Origin of the sequence: Frankia sp. AiPa1, assembly GCF_023243075.1 — a bacterium.
Classification (GTDB): domain Bacteria; phylum Actinomycetota; class Actinomycetes; order Frankiales; family Frankiaceae; genus Frankia.
In genome coordinates this window covers 1-15,754 of the sequence record NZ_JALKFZ020000104.1, presented here as the reverse complement: position 1 = coordinate 15,754, position 15,754 = coordinate 1, and the positions used below count along the sequence as shown (strand labels likewise).

Genomic DNA, 15,754 nt, shown 5'->3' with positions numbered 1-15,754 from the left:
AACGGCAGATCACCCAACGCGTCGGCGAGCCGGTCGGCCTCGCTGTCCGTCAACGTGTCATCCCGGCGCCGCAACAAAGCCTTACTCTCCGCACGCGGGACAACGGCGAGGCCCTCCTCCTCCTCGCCTTCCCGGGATTCAGGCACCGGACTCGATGCGTTCCTGGAGCACCTTCTGGGCGGCGTCGAGCTGCTCCTTGGTCGGTGTGGTGAACAGGTAGCCCCGGCCGCGGATGTGCGTCAGAAACGCCGCCTGTGGCCCGATACCGTGGGCCTCGAGGTAGTAGGCCAGCGCGTCGTTCCAGATCCACGAACCGTCGGTGCGAATACTCATCGGGACGACCTTGCCCCGGCCGGGGTCGGTGACGTCCTCGCTGCGCGCGCTGGTGCTCAGCAGGAGCCTGCCGGCGTTCAGGTATGCCAGCAGCCGGGCCCGCTCGGTGGCATCCGCCACCCGCTCATGGTTGGCAAAGCTGGGGCGGCCGTCAATGGTCTCATAAACATGGACGATTCGCGGCGACGGTGATGGTGGCGAGGGTGGGGTCGGATACGTCATGTTCCCTCATCCGGTCGAAAGGTCTTCAAAACTCCTTCTTCCACGGCCGAGAGCGTGAGGAAGCGTGCGCTGAGGCGGTGGGATGCGGGCATGAGTCTCCCGTTCGGCAGAGTGATCGACGATCTCGCGGGTGGTGTCACCGGAGTGGGGAGGTGATGGGTTCCGAGCCGGTTCCGGCGGCGAGGATCCGCTCGTACATGATTTTCTGGGTGACCGCGGCGGTGATCCGGGGGCTGCGAGTGGAGGTGTGGCCACGGCTGCCGCTGCCCCCGGTGACGATCAGATTGTGTTCGGCGGCGATGCGGTGGAGCATCTCCCGTGCGGGTCTGGGGTGTACCGGATGATCTGCTTCGAGGCCGGCGAGGCCCGCGTGTTTCAGGTCGGCGATTTGTGCGGCGGTGAGCTGGACGCGGTGGGGGCGGCGGGGCCAGCCGAGGATCGGCACGCCGCCCGCGGCCCGGATCGCGGTGAGGGCTTCGCCTGCTCCTGGCTGACGTTTGGGCAGGAAGTACCGGCCGCCGGTGCCGATCCAGTCGCTGCTGTAGGCCCGCGTCAGGCTGGCGACGATCTCGTGGTGTAGGAGTGCGCGGGCGATGGCGGGCCGACCGGGTATTGGCCCGCTGGACTGGCGGGTCACTGACAGCCAGGTGAGCCGCGGATGATCGGCGGCGATCATGGCCACCATGGTGCGGGCGCGGTTCTCACGCTGGGTCCGGGCCCGGCCGATCAGGTCCAGGAGCAGCCGATCCTGCGGGTTGATCAGGTAGCCGCGCAGTTCGATGGTTCTGTACTCCTCCTGCACTACTACCGCGCAGGGCACGGTGACGGCGGGCAGCAGGGTCAGACGGGATGGCAGTGCTCTGCGGGCGGCGTCGAGACCTTCCATCGTGTACCGGTCGGCGATGGCGACGATCTCCGCTCCGGCGCGCGCGGCCTGGCTCACCAGTACCTCGGGGAACTCCCCTGGATGTCCGGAGCAGGAGGTCTCAAGGTGAAGATCAATCGCCATCGCGGTTCCCGGTGAGTCTCGCGAGATCGACGCGGGCGCGGGCGACGAGCGCTGTCGGCTGGACGTTGACCTGGTGTCCGTCGTCGTCCTCGAGAGTGATCCGGTCTCCGGGCAGGAGTATCAGGTCGCCGAACGCGTCTAGCCAGATCGAGCCGTCCGGCTCCAGCGTGTGGAAGTCCGCCCGCACGATCACCTCAGGCCCTGTGGGGGGCTGTGCCTGCGCCGCTGGTTCGGGTTGGGCGCGGTCCTGCGCGACGTGGCCGCGCTCGCGGAGGGGTAGGGGGTGTCGCCGGGCCCGTCGCCCTCGCCTCGTTGGTGCGGCGGATCCGGCTGTCTCGGTGGGTGGGCCGGTGAGGGGATTTACCGGGTGTGTCACCCGGGGCAGATGTTTCAGGGAGTTCAGCGCGTTCTCCGCGGCGAGGATCCGTGTTTCACCTGGAACGACATACTGATAGTTGCATTCGCGGAGATAGTCGAGGAGGTCGGAGTCGGGCGGATAGTCATGATGCATCAGGTAATACAACGTCTCGGCGCTCCAGATCCACAGACCGTCGGTCTGGTATACCCGCGGGACAGTTTGCGGATTCCCGGGTACGCGCCAGTCCCGCGCGCCATGCGGGCATGCGCCGCGTCACCGGGGTGCGTGGGCCCGGCCCACGAATTGCTCGACCAGCTCGGAGGATTTGACGCCGTGTCGCTCAACACCGCTGTTGACGTTGACCGCCCACGGCCGCACCGTGCGCACGGCGTCCCCGACGTTTTCCGGGTGGAGCCCGCCGGCGAGGATGACCGGGATGGGCGAGCTGGCCACTATGGCCGCTGACACCGACCAGTCGTGGGTGCGGCCGGTGCCACCGATCCTGTCCTCCGCCCGGTGGATCGAGTCGATCACTAGTCCGTCCACCAGGAACACCCACGGGTCGACGCTCGGCGCCCGGTCGTCGGCGACGTGGATGGCCTTGAGGAGACGCAGGTGTGGCGCGGCGGCGCGTAGGGCGGGGATCGCGGCGGGGTCCACGTCGCCATGGAGCTGGATGGTGTCGATCGGCAGCCGGGCGAGGGTGAGAATCTCCTCGACCGACGTCGAGTGTGTCACCGCGTACCGGCCGACGTACGGCGGCACGCGGGCCAGCAGGCCAGCGGCCGAGGGCAGGTCCACCGCGTCCTCGGCCCGGTGCCTTATCTGGACGAGGACACCTATTGCGTCTGCTCCCCCCTCGACACAGGCGATCACATCCGCGTCGGACTGGTTCGCGCACACAGACGTCCGTAGACGGCCCGCTCGCAGCGTCATATCACCCCTCGCGACGTTATCTTTCCCGCCCAGGAGACAGTCGTACACGCTGCCGGGTGCGGAGCTCCCACATAAAGACTTACGGGGGGAAATGCAGTCATATAGTCCACGAGTCCAAAGATAAGGATGCGGTGGCGAACGGGGAGGTCATCTTTTGTCTCATACACCCGCGCGATGCCCGGCAGGAGGGGTCAGTCCGGCGGCGCGTCGGCAGCTTCCTGCACGCCTTGCAGAGTGTCGTGATCGGTGGGGGCGATAATGCGAGGTCTGGCCGTGACCGCGGTGGCCGTCAGCTCGTCGGGGTAGAACGCTCCATGAGACCGGCGTGAATGGGTGTGCGGGTCAATTCCGCTTCTCATGGCTTGCGAGCCACCAGGCTGTAGACGCCCACCTCTGCGTCATCCACGTCCGATGGTTCGGCGGGACGCCAGTGGTGCGCGGATACGACTCCGGGCTCTATCAGGTCGAGGCCGTCCGCGAACCGCTCGATCTCGTCGCGGGTGCGCGCGCAGGCGAAAACGCCCCGTGCGCGGTAGATCTCCGCGGCTTCCTCGGCTTCGGTGCTGAAGTCCGCGGTGCCGTGACTGAGCACCAGATAACTCCCGCTGGGAAAGGCTGCGAGCAACTGGCGCACCAGCCTGTGCGGGTCGTCCTCGTCGGGGAAGAAATGCAGGATGGCGACCAGGGACACCGCGACCGGCCGGGACAGGTCGAGGGTTTCCCGCAGCTCGGGCGAGGCGAGGATGCTCTCGACACTGCGCAGGTCCGCGTCGAGGTAGGCGGTGGCACCCTCCGCGCTGCTGGTCAGCAAGGCGCGGGCGTGGCTGAGAACGATGGGATCGCTGTCGGCATAGACGATCCGCGCGTCCGGGGCGACGGCTTGGGCGACCTCGTGCAGGTTCGGTGAGGTCGGGATTCCGGTACCGATGTCGAGGAACTGGCGGATACCGGCCTCGGCGGTCAGGTAGCGCACCGCGCGGGTCATGAATGCCCGGTTCTGCCGGGCGGTGGTCCGCAGGTGCGGGAAGCTGGCCAGGGCGTGTCCGGCTGCTTCCCGGTCGGCGGGGAAGTGGTCCTTGCCACCGAGGAGGTAGTCGTAGATCCGGGCTGAATGCGGCTGATCGGTGTTGAGGTCCACGGGACCCTCCCGGCGGCTTCCCCGCCACAGCGAGGTCGACCACGGCCGAAACATGCGGTGACCTTCATCTTGATTCGGTGTGGTCTGATCGTTGTCTCGGTTGATCGTTGTGGAATTGTCGCTGTCCATGGTCTTTCTCGGAGGTCGGCGGGTAGCGGAAGGGGGTGGAGCGCGGGCGCCGATCCACGGTGGCGCGCCGCGGCGGAGCAGGTCGGCGCGGGCGTCGTCGAGGATGTCCCACAGCCTGCGTGGCCCATCCTGGTGGACGGTGGGTGCGTCCGTGCCGGTGGCCGCGGCCCGTGCCCAGGATCCGTCGGGGTGGGTGAGGAGCAACGTGTGGTGTCCGTTCGGGCCGCGGCGGTACTGGCGGCGTACGCCGGGCACGGCGAGTGTGAGCAGCGTGGCGGTTTCCCACGCCGTGCTGATGTTCACGATCGGGTAGCGGCCGGTGGACACCTCGCCCTGCCACTCGGCGGACAGGTCGGGCCCACTGGGCAGCGGTGGGTAGTCGAATCCGCCGCGCGCGGACATGAACGCCGCCGCGCCCCACTCGATCTGCCCGAGTGCCCCGTCCGCGGTCCGCGTGGCGGTGAGGATCATGTGAGTGTTGCTGATCGTGGTGACCAGCCGTCCGCCCAGACGGAGCGCGACCAGCCAGCGCACGGGGATCGAGGGCACCGAGAGCAGGGAGATGATCCGGTCGTAGCTGCCGGGCAGCGGGCCGGTCGCGCTCACCGGGAGAATCGTGGGGTGAAGGTCGAGTGCGTCCAGCCGCTTCACCGCGGCCCCGACCAGGTAGGGGTCGGTGTCCACGGTGGTCACCCGCTGCGATCCGTAACGGCGGGCGAGTAGCGCCGCACCGTAGCCGGAGCCGGTGCCCACGTCGAGAATGTCCTGGCCCTGGTTCAGGCAGGCGCGCTGGTACATGGCCAGCACGAGACTGGGCAGGATCGCCGAGGAGGTCGGCCGGCCCTGGGGCCGGGTCTGCTTGGTGGCCTGATCGGCGTGCAGGGTACCGACGCGGGTGACCAGCATCCGGTCGGTATAGGCGTCGGCGACCAGGCCCTGACGCAGCACCCACCCGCCTTCGCTGCGCAGCCACCAGCGGGGAACGAGCTGATGCCGAGGCACCGACGAGATCACCGGATACCAGCGAGACCCCGGATGGCTGACCGTGTCCGCCAGCGCACGGGCATGGACCCGCCACGGCGCGCTCATACACAGCCCCCGCTGGACGCCTTGGTCCGAGCCGCGGCCACCACGTTGGACCACCGCTGACCCGCCAGCAGCTGTCCGAGCGCGGTGTCACGGACGTTGCCGCTGGTGTCACCGCGCGCCGTCACACACGGTGTGACCCGGCCGTCCGCCAGCACGGCGGCCCGCCGTAGCCCACACGTCCCGCGGCCACCGGACATTCCTCTGCTGTGATCGACGCCATGGCCGACGCCGCAGGCCGGATCCCGGTCGATCCGGCTGACGCTGAGGCCGGGCGGGAGCCGGCGGGCTAGGTCGTCGTCACCCATAGCGAGGCAGACGAGGCCCACGTGCAGCGTGATCCCGCGGTTCACCGCCACGCGCAGGTTCGTCAGGGTCTGTGCCCGCGCACCCGCGCGATCGGAGGCAGGGTGGTGCGTGGCCGGGTCGCCAGAGATGCTGGTCGCGATCTGTACCCCGGGCTGGCTGAACGCCTCCCACAGCCGGCTGCTGACCTTGACGAGATTCGTCCAGAGCTGCACCTCCATGCTGGCGGCGAGCGAGTGGTCGATCAGATCGGGCAGGGCCGGGTTCGACGTGGGCTCCCCACCGACGAGCAGCAGGCGACGCACGGCGAGCCCGGCCGCGTCGGTGATGACCCTTCGCCAGGCCTCGAACGTCATCCAGCCAGGCGTGTCAAAGCGTCCAAGCGGCACGTAGCAGCGCCCACACGACCGCTGGCAGCGGCCGGCGACCTCCAAGATCAGGGTGTCAATCATCGTGGGCCTGCGTCCCGGCGGTTTCGGTCATCGTCGCGGACACGACGGGCTCTCTTTCTCTCTCGCGGCGGGGGTACCCCGCCCGCGGGGACGTCACCGGCCGTGTGTGCACGAGCCGGCGCCGCAGGCGGGGCGCCAGTGATCAGGCCGGAACCGCGGCCTCGTCGAGCACGCCGGCCATCTCCAGGTCGGTCTCGTCGAGCACGCCGGCCAAGGCCGCGAGGGACGCGCGGTCACGCGCCTCGATCAGCTCCGCTCGGACACGAAGCTGCTCCTCGCTGAGCAGCGCCATGGCCTCGGCATGCCGGTCGATCCACTCGCCAGCGACCTCCCGCAGGAGATCGGCGATCGTGTCCACGTTCGCCTTGCCATGAGCGATGTCCTCCGGCTGCGGCGCCTCGGCGAGGGCGAGGACCCCTCGCGTCTGCGCGCTCAACGCGACCATCGAATTGATCTTCGGCCGGACCGTTGTCGTGTACGCCGCGCAGATGGAGACAAGCTTCGGGAGCTGCTCGGGGCTGAGGCCGAGCTCCGCCGCGTGGTGGAACTCAAACGCCAGAAGATTATCGACTGTCGCCACGCCGGTTGCGGCGGTGGCGAGCGTGTTCGGGTGCACCATGATATCTCCAGGAGGGATGAATAGCTGAATGGAACTGCCCTGCCCGCGGTCCTCACACGGCCCTTGACCCGTGCCAGGAAAAAGGACGGCTCCCGCAGCGCCGGCAGACCACGGGCAGGACAGAAGGGGAGCTGCCTAGCTGGGGGCGAGGCAGCCGTCTCGGACGCACCCCCGGGTGGGGCGTCTTGAGCGGCTCGGGCCAGCAGGTCCGGCCGCCAGCTCGGGGGGTGCCGGCGACCGGACAACTCCAGTCTGCCGCGCGGACCGGCAGAAAACATTCTCCGGGACACGGAGAAGTCTTTCCCCGGTCTGTAGGACCGTGACCTGCGCGGACGCCGATCTGATCTGCGAAGTCTTGCGGGGGGAAGCCGGATCTGGCCGTGGTCGAACATTCAAACGGACGGTGTGTTGGCCAGATCACCGGCCTGCGAATTCCGGTGCTCTGTGACCCGTCCCCGGTGGTCCGTGCACGGCGGGACACGTCAGCGTTCCACACTCGAGGAAGGCGCCATCACCTTCGATGCCAGCGTCTACGCGGTCAGCATCGCGAAAGTCAGGAACTCGCACGAGGAGCGCGGGCGGCCATCCACCGACGATTGTTGTCGCTACCGGTCAGCCTGTCGGGGGCGCCGCTTGCGATCGCGGTTCCCAGGGGCTTCGGAGGAGGAGCTGGTCGCGGCGGGCATGGGCTGGGCGGTGAGAGACAGGGCGGCGTGGTCGCTCAGATGGAGTTGGTGGGGGGTGAGGAAGGTATGGTCGAAGCGGTAGCCGTTGCCGCCGCGGCCGTACCAGCTGTGGCCGGGGGCGTCGGGGTGCAGGGTCCGGTAGGCGTCGGTGAGGCCGGTGTCGGTGAACGAGCGGTAGAAGTCGTACTTCCACGCTCCGAAGACCGGGTAGTGCGGGGAGTGGGAGGTCTAGCCGGGATCAGTGGTCCAGCCAGAGACCGCGAAGTTCCGCCCAGTCCTATAGAGATCGATTCCTACTCGCGTGTAGGGATAGGTGTTGTCGGGGAGGGCGTTGAGGGGGAACCAGTCGATGCGGGCGCATTTGTGGGGCTCGGCGTTGACCGGTTCTCCCTGCCACGACGGGGCGTGGAAGAACAGCCCGAGCCGAGCGTCGCTGTACTCGTTGCGGAAGTGCACCGTCGAAGCCAGCACCAGCGAGCCGGGGTGAAGGTGAAGACCAACTTCCTCGCGGGCCTCCCGGCACAGCGCGGCGGCGACGTCCTCTCCCTGCTCGACCTTGCCGCTCGGGCAGTTGAAGTAGCCGTCCGCGAAACCGGTGCCGGATCGCTCGGCGAGCAGGACCGTGCCGTCGCGGATGAGCAGGAGCATGACGTCGATGACACTGGTGTACGCCATGGCGGGCAGTCTCCCAACGAGATGGGTCAGCGGGTGGTTGGGTCGAGGCCGAGTTCGGTGAGCTGCTCGGCGATCCAGGCAACTCGTGCGCTGGTGGGCATGTTCGGGGGGATGTCATAGATGGTCTGGCCGACGGTGGCGCACGTGCTGCGCACGACCCGGTCGGCGGCGGGTTGGATGTCGAGGACCTTCGACCGGTAGGGGTCGCCGATCTGCTCCTGGTCGAACCTGTCGCAGCAGTAGAACACCGCGTCGTAGACGTAAGCCCATGCCTCGCAGAAGGTCTCCATCGCTTTCAGTACGCGGGCGTCGGGTCCCTCGGGGCCGCCGGGCAGGACCAGCCAGGCGTAGGCGAGGACGTTCGCGATCGTCTTGTCACAGATGATCATCCTGTGTTGGCGAGCGACACGCAGCTGGCTGGACAGCTGCGCGGCGAACAGGTCGACCTCGGTCTCCACGTCGAACTCGCCGCGGCCGTGCACGACGATCTCCTCGATGAACGGTGAATTCCGCGCCGGTTCGGGGACGCAGGCGACGTGCACGCCGCGTTCCCGGTAGTAGGCGGCGAGGGCGTGGGTCAGCGTGGTCTTGCCGGAGGCGTGGGTGCCCTCGACCGCGACGACCAGGCAGTTACGCAGCATCAGCGAGTTCCTTCCGCGACCAGGAGCTGGTCGCCGGCGGCGGGACGGTACGCGGAATCGGGCGGCGCCGGCTCCGGTCGGACGTGCCGCTAGCGCCGATCAAGGCAAGCGCGGTGACAGGCCGGTGAGCTGGTCCCAGGCAGCGGCCTCGACCACGGCGTCAAGGTGGAGTGCGTCCCACTGGTAGCTGTCCACGTTCCGCGCGGCGATCAGCGCGATCGCCAGCGCGTACAGGACGCGCTGCCGAAGGATCTGTGAGGCCACCCAGCACCCGTCGGCGCCAGGAGGAGGTAAATCGGCGGGTAGGGCGTGGAGGTCGTAACCGGCGCAGACGTCCGCCAGCGTGACCGGGCCCGGTTGGCTACCGGTGTCATGAAGGCGAGCCAGACCACGTTCCGAGGGCTGGCTGTGCCACGCGGCACGAACGGCGGTGATCCCTCGCGTGGGCTGTCCGGCGCCCGCAGCGGTCAGGGCCGCGAGTTGGTCGCCGAGCCGGTGGCCGGCGAGGATCGCCGCCTGACGTCGGGCCTGGACAAGCAGCGCGTCGATCGAGGCCGTGACGGCAGAGGTTTCCGCAGGTTCCTCGGTGGCGAGGGCGTGGAAGCCGAACCGCACCGACGCGTCGCTCACCGCCAGCAAATGTGTCCGTGGCAGCGGGAGGTACACGGCCGCGGCGGCGACCGGTGAGTGGCCTGCCGCGTGGATCGAGAAGGCGGCCAGCAGGGGGGTCCGGTCGGGGAAGGGCCGGCGTGCGCCGGCGAACGGGGTGTCGGTCCAGGCGAGGTTGGTCGCCTCACGCATGCGCGATCCGCAACGGGCGGCGCGTCGACGGCGGCCGGCCGGCCCGGCTGACCGCACGGATCGAGCGGCCCAGGTATTTGGCGTAGTGGTTGCGCTTGAACCGATACCGCGTCCAGATCTCGGCGATCGGCTCGTCCAGCAGGCTGCCCAACGGTTCCAGCAGATCGGGGGCGTCGTAGACCGGCCAGGCACTCGCCAACCCCCGCGGACTGATCACAATCATGTGGCCCTCGGTGTCCGGGGTCCACGCCGTCAGCCGCACCGCCGGCCGCCAGCCGTACGCCGTGCGCAGCTCGGCCAGCCGCTCGAACGCCGCCGTGGCCTCCTCGACCGTGAGGAACTCGCTGTCGGCAAGATCCAGCGCATTGCCTTTGCGCAGCGGCATGATCAGTTTGAGTTTCCCGGCGTCGAGTACGTCGGCGATCTGGAGAGTGAACGGCAGCGCCGTCAACGTCGAGCGGTAGACGACCGCCGACAACGACAACGGCAGCCCCGCGTGCTGGAACGCCCGTATCCCGGTCATGACCTTGTCGTAGTCGCCGCGGACCCGGTTCGTCGTCGCCCGAGGCCCCTCCAACCCGACATTCACGAACGCGACCTTGCCGGCCAGGCCATGCGCGAGCTGAAGGCCGCGCGTCGCGTTCGTCGGCAGGCCGATCACCGTACCGGCGAACATGTCGACGATGTCCACCAGATCGCGGCGCAGCAGCGGCTCGCCGCCGGACAGGAACACCCGGGGCACCCCGGCCAGGTTGTCCCGCACCCGCTCCAATGCGGCCAGGGTCGGGTCGGGCTCCTGCAACGTCTCGGAGCAGAACGAGCAGTCGAAATTGCACCGTTTCGTCACCTGAAGGATCACCGACAACGGGCCGGTCGCCGCCGCAGCGACCACTTCCAGGTCCTGCGGCGCCGCCAACGTGAAATGGTGGCCCTCGGTGAAGAGCACACGCTCATCAGCGCGGGCAAGCCCCTCGTCGCCGGCAGGCCGCGCCGTAGGCTCGACGGCAGGTACGGGTGGGGAACAGGCGATCATCAGGTCCTTCTCGACGTAGGCATGGACGGCGACAGGCCCGCAGACCGCCGCCCTCGTGACGGGGAACGGGGCACGCCGACGCTGAACGCCACCAGCGTCCCAAGCGGCCCGCACGGCAGTCATTCCCCACAGCACGAACATCTGTTCGCGGGGTTACACAGCCGCTGACCTGCCCGAAAGCCACCCGAAGGGTCCGTATCTTCGTCGTGGCAGCGGCGATTCGTTCGCGTCCCCGTGGGGCCTCGTAGAGCTCTGCCGCGGCGGCATGATCGCGTAGTCCGCTATCAGACGGAACGTGGGCCCGCCGAGGGGCGACGTTTCGCCGCTGGTCTCTTGCCGCCGTCGTACGGGCGACAGTCGGCCGTGATGTGATGGTATTGCTCGCCGCGACACTCATGGAGAGTGTCTGACCATCTACGGATCATGATGGTCGAGGCCAGGCAGGCTATGGCTGGCCGGGCGGAGCCCGGATGGCGGCTCAAAGAGTGCTGCGTGACCCGAGATCTCGAACAAGCCGTGACGTTCCGCAGCCCGGACGGACTGCTGCTCGCGGGGAGCCTCCTGCGACCGTCGAGCGCCCCGGTGGGGGTCCTGGTGCATGGCGGAGGTGTGACAGGCGAGGAAGGTGGTTTCTTCACCCGCCTCTCGCACGGCTTGGCCGAGGCCGGACTCGCCTCGCTCCGGTTCGACTTCCGAGCGCATGGCGAAATCCAGGGGCGGATGCAGGACCTCACGATCGCCGGGATACTGGGCGACATCCGGGCCGCCGCCAGTTTCTGCGGCGGGATTTCCGCGTTGTTCGCCGCCCGGCATCCCGAACAGGTCCGTGGTCTGCTGCTCATCAATCCTCTTCTGGACTACAAGAACAGGTTCATCGACCAGAAGCCTTACTGGTATGACGATCAGTCGGGAGGCATAAAGGCTAGGATCCGACCGAGAGCGTCCTCCCAAACAGGGAGCACCTTCGTGTAGTCGCTGGTGGCGGCAAGTTCTCTTGCCGCCTGTCCCATACGCATCAGCCTGATCGGGTCCGATTGCAACGCGGTGATTCTCTCGACGAAGGTCTGGGCCACGACGGCGTCTGCTGGGTCTCCCTCGATCAGGCAGCCGGTGACGCCGTCGATGACCCGGTCCGGTAGAGCTCCGGCCGACGAACAGACGATCACGGCGCCGGCGGCAGCGGCCTCCATTGCCGCGATGCAGCATGTCTCCGGGTACGTCGTGGGGTACAGGTAGAACTGTGCGGTCAGCTGGATCTTGATGAGGTCGGGTTTGGCGAGGCGGCCCAGGTAGTGCACGCCGTCGGATGCCATCGCCTTCGCGCGCTCGTAGAGTGCGCCAGCCCGGCGCAGGTCTTCCTCGACTGTTATGCCTCGCAGTAGGTGGCTCGATGCGATGAACAGCTCGGCGTCCGGATGCACATCGTGGATCGCGGGCCACATGTTCAGTAGCGGCTCCAGGCCGCGTCTCGGGTTCGCGGCGTGCAGAAACCGGCCCGCCGTCTTGGGCCGCTGTTCGGCGTAGTCCGACATGTCGAGACCGTCCGCGGTTACAATCTATTCGGCGTCCGCTGGGTAACCGAAACTGTTGATGTAGAGGTTGCGTTGAAAATCGGAGAAGGCGATGAGGAGGTTGATGTGACCAGCGCCGACTTGACTGATAAGGCTGCCGTTGGGTCTCTTCAGCCCTAGTTTCACTGCTCGTACCGGCGCATTAAACCGACCGGGTTCCATTCCCTTGGTCCGTACCCAGAAAATGATGACGTCCCGGTATGTGTCCTCGGTCAGCTCCGTGAGAGGCTGCCACTGAGCCATTTCAAAGTTGGTTTTCCTAAAGGCCCTCGCTGGCGAGGACGAGGACGGCCTGGGCGAAGGTGCCGATGCGGCGTGGGCAGCCGCGGAAACGGTCGAATATGTGCCAGCTCTTGAGGACCGCGAATCCTCGTTCGCCTTGTGAGCGGGTGGTGGCGTGGGTCCGGTTGGCTTCCTTGTCGCGGTCGGGGAGGTTGTTGTTCTTGGGTTTCTTGACCGGGACGAGGAGGCGGTCGCCCTCGCCGCCGATGTAGCCCTTGTCCGCGTAGAGGTAGAGCTCCGAGCGGTCGATCAGATGGAGGATGTCGTGTATCCGTGCCGCGGTGAGGTCGTGGACGGAGCCGGGAAGTCCTTCGGAGATCCAGACCAGCCGGCCGTACGGGTCGGTGAGGCCCTGCGGGTTGATGCCGTGGTACTTGTGCTTGCCCGAGTAGTACAGCTTGTTGTGCGCGCGGACACGGTTGGTGCGCACGACGGTGCCGTCGAGGATGAGGAAGTTGCTCTGGGTCCACGCGAAGGTCCAGACGGCGGCGAGCAGGGTCCGGCCGTGGGTGGCGAGCAGGAGGACTGCCTCGCGGAGGTAGTTGTGGACGGTGCCGACACTGACCTGGAAGCCCTCGGCAAGCTGCTCGTAGCGTTCACCCTTGCGTAGGTGGACGAGCACCAGGAGTGCCTGCTCGCGTGGGGGCAGCTTGCGCCAGGTCCGGCGCTGGGCGCGGTCCTCGGCCAGCAGCCCCGCAAGGAAGGTCAGGGTCGACTCGGGCAGGTCGACGACACCGGGGTAGGTTGGCAACGGAAGTCCTCGGTCAAGGGCACAGTGGAGTAGGCACCCTGTGATCTACCGGGGACTTCTCTGTTTACGGCAGCCCTCCGGCCACCGCCCGGCCAACTATCGCCGCCGCCAGCTGACGGAACGACAGGAACCGGTGCCCGTTCAATTCGTCAATTGGTGCTCCTCAACCGCCGAGAGAATCAGACAAACCGAGATTGAAAAGGCTCACGGTACCTTCTCGTCGATCCTCGATGGACCTGGCCAGTTCTCAGTCGGCCTGGCCTGCGGGTGGTCGCTATGCCCTGTATGACGTGCTTGCGATGGTTCGGCGTCTCGGGCTAGCTGGCACATTCTCACTGGATCATGGTTTCGGGCGGCTGGACGCCAGTTCCACTGCGGATCTGCCACGGAAATAGCCAACTTCCGCGAGAATCCGGCCGGCGGCGACTCCTCGAACTTGTCGCACACCAGGTCAGGGCGCCGCCTGTCATGATCCTTGGGAAGGACGCGACACGCCAAGTAGCCCGGCTCACGTGACACGCCAGACGGCCTCGCCGGATTCCCAGCGAGGTTGTCCGAGCCCAGGCCAGCTTCTGATCGCCAGACATGATCCTCGGGAACGGACAGTTGGCCGTTCCAGCCGATCGCGGCACCTTCTCATCGGTCCTCGACAGACCTGGCCGATTCTCAGAGGTCGTGCAGCTTGACGGCGTCCGGGTGACGGCCCGAGACGCGCGGGACCGGTGGCGCGCCGTCGGCCTGACGGCGTTCCTGGCCCGAGCCGCGCCCATGGCCGCCGCCGACGGGTTGGCTGCGGTGGGAGCCGGTCTGGCGGCGCTGTCGGACGCCGAACGGCACGAGCTGAGCGAACGGGCCGGCCTCCGTGAGCTTCCACCTGCTACCGCTCCGGATCTGCTGACGCCTACCGCTCCGGATCTGCTGACGCGCCGCGGCCGGAGGAGCCGCGTCCCGAATACGACCCGGCCACGCCGCTGCGTGCCCACCCGGCCGGCAGGCCGGTACCGATGGGCGGCCGGTGGACACGTGTTCCGATAGGGCTCCCCCAGCAAGTAGCGGGACCATTCCTCTTCGTCCAGGCTGGGCACTGCGCCGTCACACCTCTCGGGTAGCGTAGAAACGTGATCGAGGACGACCGCCATGGTGCGCGTTACCGTCACCCCTCGATCACGCCCGAGGAGTTCGAGGAGTTCGTGGCCCGGCAGCTGCTCGGTGCGGCAGGCTCGGCGGTGGACGACCTCACGGTGACCCTGCATGAGAAGATTTCGGGTGCGGACGGTGCGTACGACTTCGACGCAACCGTCCGCTACCGGTTCGCGGGAATGTCTTTCCTCGTGGTGGTCGAGGCTAAGTTGCATCGGAATCCCATTAAGCGCGAACTGGTTCAGATACTACACCAGAAGATCCACAGCGTCGGTGCGCACAAAGGTGTCATCGTAGCCACGTCGCATTACCAGGGCGGCGCCGTCTCGTTCGCGAAGGCTCATGGCATCGCACTGGTGACAGTCACGGAAGGCCGTTTCGTCTTCACGACCAGGAATGCCGCGCCCGGCCCGCGCCCCGCTCTCGTGGCGCATTGTGACGGCGGGCCTGGTAGCCGGGGCCTGATGCTGTCAGCAGCCGACGATGACCATCCGGACTGTGTCGCCGAGTACTTGTTGGGGCGCCCCCTGAAATGACGTGGGCCAGCTAGCCTTGGCTGTTCACCGGGCTCGGCGTGATCTTCGCGGTGGGGGTGCCCCGGCGATGGGAAAGTGCCTCTGACTTGGGAGGATGCGGGTGTCTGACGTCCGTGTCCGAACCAGAGTCGAGAGGCACTTTCTACGTGGATGCTACGGGGTGGTCGCGGGGGCTGTCGGTCGAGGTCGGCGGTCGGGATGTTGTCTCGCATGTTGGGACGGCGGTGGTGCGGCTGTTGGCGGACCGGGTCGGGCTGACGGGGGCGTTGTCGGAGGCGTTGGTCGGGACGCGGCAGTTTCCGTTGCATGATCGTGGCCGGGTGCTCACGGATATTGCGGTTGGGATCGCGGACGGCGGTACACGGATCAAGGACATCGCCACGCTGGGAGACCAGGGGGAGCTGTTCGGGGCGGTGGCGTCGGTTCCGACGGCGTGGCGGGCGTTGAAGGAAATCGACGCGGAGCGGTTGCCGGCGGTTACGGCGGCGCGGGCCGCCGCGCGGGTGGGGGTGTGGGAGCAGATCGTGGCCCGGCACGGGCGGATACCGCCGTGCAAGGTTGCGGGTAGGGACCTCGGCGATAGGATCGTGATCCGGTTGGATGCGTCGCTGGTTCTGTCGCATTCGGATAAGGAGCACGCTGCCCGGACGTTTAAGAAAACGTTTGGGCACCATCCGATTATGGCCTGGTGCGACAATACCGGGGAATTGCTGGCGATCAAGTTGCGGGCGGGGAACGCGGGGGCGAACACGGCGGCGGACAACATTGAGGTCCTCGACGCGGCGATCGCGCAGCTGCCGGCCCCGTACCGGAAGAAGATCCTGGTCACGGTCGATGGCGCCGGATCGACACACGCCCTGGTCGCGCACGTCGCGAAGCTGAACGAAGATCCCGATCGGCAGGTGTACTACGCGGTCGGGTTCGACCTGGACGAACGGGGCCGCCAGGCGGTCGGGAAGGTGCCGGGCCGGGTGTTGTCAAGGCTTCCTGAAAACTGACCACGTGGGGGTCTCGGAAATTTGACCCCCTGGTCCCTGGTTGATCAGTTGT

The 15,754-nt window shown here is 67.5% G+C and carries 16 protein-coding genes and 1 pseudogene; 3 read left to right on the top strand and 14 right to left on the bottom strand.

All coding sequences use genetic code 11. The annotated features are described in order from the left end of the window. Positions 1-138 precede the first annotated feature (138 nt). The 12 genes and pseudogenes from MXD95_RS08545 to MXD95_RS08490 all read right to left on the bottom strand — a co-directional run bounded on the left by MXD95_RS08545 (position 139) and on the right by MXD95_RS08490 (position 10,538). Entirely contained in the window at positions 139-555 is a 417-nt protein-coding gene (locus MXD95_RS08545) for a hypothetical protein (protein ID WP_250640006.1), read from the bottom strand. 136 nt (positions 556-691) lie between these two features. Then, the gene (locus MXD95_RS08540; RefSeq protein ID WP_250640005.1) at positions 692-1,564 is read right to left on the bottom strand and encodes a PHP domain-containing protein; all 873 of its coding nucleotides are present in this window, start codon (positions 1,562-1,564) and stop codon (positions 692-694) included. Next, positions 1,554-2,075, bottom strand: a complete 522-nt coding sequence (locus MXD95_RS08535) for a hypothetical protein (protein WP_250640004.1) — start codon at positions 2,073-2,075, stop codon at positions 1,554-1,556. The genes MXD95_RS08540 and MXD95_RS08535 overlap by 11 nt, the downstream gene beginning before the upstream one ends. A gap of 120 nt (positions 2,076-2,195) precedes the next feature. Then, positions 2,196-2,858: a phosphoribosylanthranilate isomerase gene (locus tag MXD95_RS08530; protein WP_250640003.1), complete on the bottom strand. Its 663-nt coding sequence runs from the start codon at positions 2,856-2,858 to the stop codon at positions 2,196-2,198. A gap of 355 nt (positions 2,859-3,213) precedes the next feature. Further along, complete coding sequence (locus MXD95_RS08525; protein ID WP_250640007.1) at positions 3,214-4,050, bottom strand: SAM-dependent methyltransferase; 837 nt, start codon at positions 4,048-4,050, stop codon at positions 3,214-3,216. A 507-nt stretch (positions 4,051-4,557) separates the two neighbouring features. After that, positions 4,558-5,031 (bottom strand): annotated as a pseudogene (locus tag MXD95_RS08520) (methyltransferase domain-containing protein); the annotation flags it as partial. A gap of 179 nt (positions 5,032-5,210) precedes the next feature. Then, positions 5,211-5,969: a radical SAM/SPASM domain-containing protein gene (locus MXD95_RS08515; protein WP_250640002.1), complete on the bottom strand. Its 759-nt coding sequence runs from the start codon at positions 5,967-5,969 to the stop codon at positions 5,211-5,213. A 142-nt stretch (positions 5,970-6,111) separates the two neighbouring features. Then, the gene (locus MXD95_RS08510; protein WP_250640001.1) at positions 6,112-6,588 is read right to left on the bottom strand and encodes a hypothetical protein; all 477 of its coding nucleotides are present in this window, start codon (positions 6,586-6,588) and stop codon (positions 6,112-6,114) included. Between the two features lie 914 nt (positions 6,589-7,502). After that, positions 7,503-7,949, bottom strand: coding sequence for an NUDIX hydrolase (locus MXD95_RS08505; protein ID WP_250640000.1), 447 nt, complete (start codon positions 7,947-7,949; stop codon positions 7,503-7,505). A 26-nt stretch (positions 7,950-7,975) separates the two neighbouring features. Then, positions 7,976-8,590 carry an AAA family ATPase gene (locus MXD95_RS08500; protein WP_250639999.1) on the bottom strand — a complete coding sequence of 205 codons (615 nt, stop codon included), beginning with the start codon at positions 8,588-8,590 and terminating at the stop codon, positions 7,976-7,978. A gap of 99 nt (positions 8,591-8,689) precedes the next feature. Further along, entirely contained in the window at positions 8,690-9,391 is a 702-nt protein-coding gene (locus tag MXD95_RS08495; RefSeq protein ID WP_250639998.1) for a hypothetical protein, read from the bottom strand. Beyond that, the gene (locus tag MXD95_RS08490; protein ID WP_250639997.1) at positions 9,384-10,538 is read right to left on the bottom strand and encodes a radical SAM protein; all 1,155 of its coding nucleotides are present in this window, start codon (positions 10,536-10,538) and stop codon (positions 9,384-9,386) included. The genes MXD95_RS08495 and MXD95_RS08490 overlap by 8 nt, the downstream gene beginning before the upstream one ends. Before the next feature lie 378 nt (positions 10,539-10,916). Between MXD95_RS08490 and MXD95_RS08485 the strand changes: the two genes are divergently transcribed. Beyond that, positions 10,917-11,396 carry an alpha/beta fold hydrolase gene (locus MXD95_RS08485; protein ID WP_250639996.1) on the top strand — a complete coding sequence of 160 codons (480 nt, stop codon included), beginning with the start codon at positions 10,917-10,919 and terminating at the stop codon, positions 11,394-11,396. Here the strand turns inward: MXD95_RS08485 and MXD95_RS08480 are convergent. Next, the gene (locus MXD95_RS08480) at positions 11,327-11,956 is read right to left on the bottom strand and encodes a glycosyltransferase (protein ID WP_250639995.1); all 630 of its coding nucleotides are present in this window, start codon (positions 11,954-11,956) and stop codon (positions 11,327-11,329) included. The two genes, MXD95_RS08485 and MXD95_RS08480, sit on opposite strands and share 70 nt — an antisense overlap. Before the next feature lie 298 nt (positions 11,957-12,254). Continuing rightward, positions 12,255-13,028, bottom strand: coding sequence for a transposase family protein (locus tag MXD95_RS08475; RefSeq protein ID WP_250639994.1), 774 nt, complete (start codon positions 13,026-13,028; stop codon positions 12,255-12,257). A gap of 1,118 nt (positions 13,029-14,146) precedes the next feature. On the opposite strand from MXD95_RS08475, the gene MXD95_RS08470 reads away from it, so the two are divergent. Continuing rightward, positions 14,147-14,704, top strand: coding sequence for a restriction endonuclease (locus MXD95_RS08470; protein ID WP_250639993.1), 558 nt, complete (start codon positions 14,147-14,149; stop codon positions 14,702-14,704). 38 nt (positions 14,705-14,742) lie between these two features. Beyond that, positions 14,743-15,702 carry a transposase gene (locus MXD95_RS08465; protein WP_308301466.1) on the top strand — a complete coding sequence of 320 codons (960 nt, stop codon included), beginning with the start codon at positions 14,743-14,745 and terminating at the stop codon, positions 15,700-15,702. Positions 15,703-15,754 lie beyond the last annotated feature (52 nt).

Coding starts and splice junctions, on each gene's coding strand:
- MXD95_RS08545 (WP_250640006.1), bottom strand. CDS start 555: ATGACGTATCCGACCCCACCCTCGCCACCATCACCGTCGCCGCGAATC.
- MXD95_RS08540 (WP_250640005.1), bottom strand. CDS start 1,564: ATGGCGATTGATCTTCACCTTGAGACCTCCTGCTCCGGACATCCAGGG.
- MXD95_RS08535 (WP_250640004.1), bottom strand. CDS start 2,075: ATGCATCATGACTATCCGCCCGACTCCGACCTCCTCGACTATCTCCGC.
- MXD95_RS08530 (WP_250640003.1), bottom strand. CDS start 2,858: ATGACGCTGCGAGCGGGCCGTCTACGGACGTCTGTGTGCGCGAACCAG.
- MXD95_RS08525 (WP_250640007.1), bottom strand. CDS start 4,050: ATGTTTCGGCCGTGGTCGACCTCGCTGTGGCGGGGAAGCCGCCGGGAG.
- MXD95_RS08515 (WP_250640002.1), bottom strand. CDS start 5,969: ATGATTGACACCCTGATCTTGGAGGTCGCCGGCCGCTGCCAGCGGTCG.
- MXD95_RS08510 (WP_250640001.1), bottom strand. CDS start 6,588: ATGGTGCACCCGAACACGCTCGCCACCGCCGCAACCGGCGTGGCGACA.
- MXD95_RS08505 (WP_250640000.1), bottom strand. CDS start 7,949: ATGGCGTACACCAGTGTCATCGACGTCATGCTCCTGCTCATCCGCGAC.
- MXD95_RS08500 (WP_250639999.1), bottom strand. CDS start 8,590: ATGCTGCGTAACTGCCTGGTCGTCGCGGTCGAGGGCACCCACGCCTCC.
- MXD95_RS08495 (WP_250639998.1), bottom strand. CDS start 9,391: ATGCGTGAGGCGACCAACCTCGCCTGGACCGACACCCCGTTCGCCGGC.
- MXD95_RS08480 (WP_250639995.1), bottom strand. CDS start 11,956: ATGTCGGACTACGCCGAACAGCGGCCCAAGACGGCGGGCCGGTTTCTG.